The sequence below is a fragment of the Microbacterium sp. NPDC089189 genome (assembly GCF_040685095.1).
Taxonomy (GTDB): domain Bacteria; phylum Actinomycetota; class Actinomycetes; order Actinomycetales; family Microbacteriaceae; genus Microbacterium.
In genome coordinates this window covers 1-3,173 of record NZ_JBFBHG010000056.1, presented here as the reverse complement: position 1 = coordinate 3,173, position 3,173 = coordinate 1, and the positions used below count along the sequence as shown (strand labels likewise).

The 3,173-nt window shown below is 70.5% G+C and carries 3 protein-coding genes; all 3 read left to right on the top strand.

Annotated elements, in window-relative coordinates:
- Positions 1-90: 90 nt before the first annotated feature.
- The 3 genes from AB0N73_RS16295 (at position 91) to AB0N73_RS16285 (ending at position 3,035) form a co-directional block, all read left to right on the top strand.
- Positions 91-717 (top strand): TetR/AcrR family transcriptional regulator, encoded by a 627-nt coding sequence (locus AB0N73_RS16295; protein ID WP_363565411.1) that lies wholly within the window; start codon positions 91-93, stop codon positions 715-717.
- A gap of 114 nt (positions 718-831) precedes the next feature.
- Positions 832-1,722 (top strand): shikimate dehydrogenase, encoded by an 891-nt coding sequence (locus tag AB0N73_RS16290; RefSeq protein WP_363565409.1) that lies wholly within the window; start codon positions 832-834, stop codon positions 1,720-1,722.
- Positions 1,719-3,035, top strand: coding sequence for an MFS transporter (locus AB0N73_RS16285; protein ID WP_363565407.1), 1,317 nt, complete (start codon positions 1,719-1,721; stop codon positions 3,033-3,035). The genes AB0N73_RS16290 and AB0N73_RS16285 overlap by 4 nt, the downstream gene beginning before the upstream one ends.
- The last annotated feature ends 138 nt before the right edge of the window (positions 3,036-3,173 follow it).

Here is a 3,173-nt window from a genome sequence, read left to right as displayed (position 1 = left end):
GAATGTACCACACGGGACATTCGCCGCGACACCCCCGTCGCGGGGCCCTCGGTCGCCGTCGCGACGCGCGCCGACCGATAACGTGGGGACGTGGCTGGACAACTCAGGGACGCCGAACGCACGCGCGCGGAGTTGCTCGCGGTCGCCACGCGCGTGTTCGCTGACGAAGGCTATTCCGGCGCCCGGGTCGACGACATCGCCGAGCGCACCCGCACGACCAAGCGGATGATCTACTACTACTTCGGCGGCAAAGAGGGCCTGTACCTCGCCGTCCTCGAGAACGCCTACCTCGGCATCCGCGAGGCCGAGAGTCGCCTCGACGTCGACCACACCGATCCGGTCGAGGCCGTCCGGCAGCTCGCGGAGCTCACCTTCGACCACCACGTCGGTCACGGCGACTTCATCCGGCTCGTCGCGATCGAGAACATCCACCGCGGCGAGTTCATCCGCCGCATCGACTCCCTGCGCTCGCTCGCCCAGCCCGCGCGGACGATCCTCGACCAGATCCTCGAGCGCGGCCGCGCCGAGGGCCGGTTCCGAGACGATGTCGATGCCATCGACGTGCACCTCGTGATCAGCTCCTACTGCGTCTTCCAGGTCGCGAACCGCCACACGTTCGGCTACCTCTTCGACGTGGACTTCGACGAGGAGCGACGCCGCGACCACATGCGCGCCGTTCTCGGCGACGTCGTCGTGGGCTGGCTCACCGCGCGCTGACGTCGCGGCGACCCGCTTGACAACCGTCGCCCGCGCGTTCACTCTGGACGTACCAGTTAGTACATTCAGGAGGGGCGCGTCACGGTCGACGACGTCCGCGAAGGAGCACCTGTCATGCGCGAGTCGCCGTATCTCGTCGGTCTGATCGGCGCTGGCGTGACCCCGTCGCTCACCCCGGCGCTCCACATGCACGAGGCAGCCGCGCTCGGCCTCACCTACGTCTACCGCCCGATCGACCTCACCCTGCACGGCATCGACGCCGCCGAGATCGGCGACGTGCTCGACTGGTGCGAGCGCCTGGGCTTCGACGCGGTGAACGTCACCCACCCCTGCAAGCAGTCGGTCATCCCCTTCCTCGATCGCGTCGAGGACACGGCGGCGACGCTGGGCGCGGTCAACACCGTGCTGTTCACCGACGAGGGCCGCGTCGGCCACAACACCGACACGTCGGGATTCGAGGAGGCCTTCCGCTCCGGCATGCCCGACGCAGCCCTCGAGCGCGTCGTGCAGCTCGGCGCCGGCGGCGCGGGCACGGCGGTCGCCGATGCGCTCCTCCGCCTCGGCACCCGCCGCCTCGTGATCGTCGACGTCGACCAGGACCGCGCCGCCGCCCTCGCGCGCGACGTCGCGGCCCGGCACGGCGCCGATGTGCGCCCCTGCTCCCCCGCCGACATCGCCGCGCTGCTGTCCGACGCCGACGGGCTCGTGCACTGCACCCCGACCGGCATGGCCGACCACCCCGGCATCCCCGTCCCGGAGGAGCTTCTCGCTCCTCCGCTCTGGGTCGCCGACATCGTCTACCGCCCGCTCGAGACCGAGCTCCTGCGCGCGGCGCGCGATGCCGGCTGCCGCGTGCTCGACGGCGGACGCATGGCAGTGCACCAGGCCGTCGACGCGATGGAGCTGATCACCGGCATCCGCCCGGACGCCGACCGCATGACCCGCCATTTCCATGACCTCGTCACCTCCGACGAGGCGCTCATCCGAGAGGACACCCACCGATGACCACCCCCGCAACGACGCGGAAGACACCTGTGAAGGCGGCGGTCGCCAGCTTCATGGGCAGTGCCGTCGAGTACTACGACTTCTTCCTGTTCGGCTCCGCGGCCGCCCTCATCTTCCCGACCGTGTTCTTCCCGTCGGGCGACGACGCGGCGCTGGTGATGTCGTTCGCGACCTTCGGGTTCGCGTACATCGCGCGCCCGTTCGGCGCCGTCATCCTCGGGCACTTCGGCGACCGCATCGGCCGCCAGAAGGTGCTGATGTTCACGCTGTTGCTCATGGGCATCTCGACCTTCGTGATCGGCTGTCTCCCGGGCTACGAGCAGATCGGCTGGTTCGCCCCGATCCTGCTCGTCGTCTGCCGTCTGCTGCAGGGCCTGTCGGCCGCGGGCGAGCAGGCGGGCGCATCCTCGCTCACGCTCGAGCACGCACCCGACGATCGACGCGCCTTCTTCACGTCGTGGACGCTGACCGGCACCCAGGGCGGACAGATCCTCGCCGCCCTGATCTTCATCCCCGTGGTGGCGCTCCCCGACGACATCAAGTTCACATGGGGCTGGCGCGTGCCGTTCTGGCTGAGCGCGGTCGTCGTGATCGTCGCCTGGTTCATCCGCCGGAGCCTGCACGAGACCCCCGCGTTCGAGGAGGCCAAGCAGCAGGGCACGATCGCGCGGATGCCGCTCATCCCGCTGCTGCGCGACCACTGGCGCGACGTCATCCGCGTCATCTGCTGCGCGTTCATCGCCGCGGTCTCGACCGTGTTCGGCAACCTCGCGCTGGCCTACGGCAAGGAGGTGGGCCTCGCCGAGAGCCTCACGCTGTGGCTCGTGGTCGTCGCGAACATCTTCGCCCTCGGCACGCAGCCGCTGTTCGGCCGACTCGCCGACCGGATCGGACGCAAGCCCGTGTTCATCTACGGCGCGCTGTCGTCGGCCGCCCTCATGCCGTTCTACATGCTCTCGATGAGCTCGGGGAACACCCCGCTGATCTTCGCCCTCGCCGTGCTCACGTTCTCGTTCGGATACGCGGCGGCGAACGCGGTGTGGCCGGCGTTCTACGGCGAGATGTTCAGCACGCGCGTCCGCTTCTCCGGCATGGCGATCGGCACCCAGCTCGGCTTCCTGATGGCAGGCTTCGCCCCCAGCATCGTGACGGCGCTCGGCGGCGTGAGCGAAGGCGGCTGGGTCGTGATCAGCCTCTTCACCGGCGCGATCTCCGTGATCGCCGCGATCAGCGCGCTGACCGCCCGCGAGACCCGCGATGTGCCGACCGAGCAGCTCGGGCTCGCGCCCGAGGGTCGCCGCGTCCACGCCTGAGAACGACCGCCGTCGTGAGGCCCCGCTCCGTGGGGGGGGGCCACCCGGGGGGGGGGCCCCCCGGGTGGGGGGGGGGGGGCGCCCCACGGGCGGCGCCCGGCGCACCCGGGGGGGGGGGGGGGGGAAGGGCACGCAGTA

What these genes read in the sequence shown, in the direction of transcription:
- AB0N73_RS16290 (WP_363565409.1), top strand. Translation starts at nt 832, where the DNA reads ATGCGCGAGTCGCCGTATCTCGTCGGTCTGATCGGCGCTGGCGTGACC.
- AB0N73_RS16285 (WP_363565407.1), top strand. Translation starts at nt 1,719, where the DNA reads ATGACCACCCCCGCAACGACGCGGAAGACACCTGTGAAGGCGGCGGTC.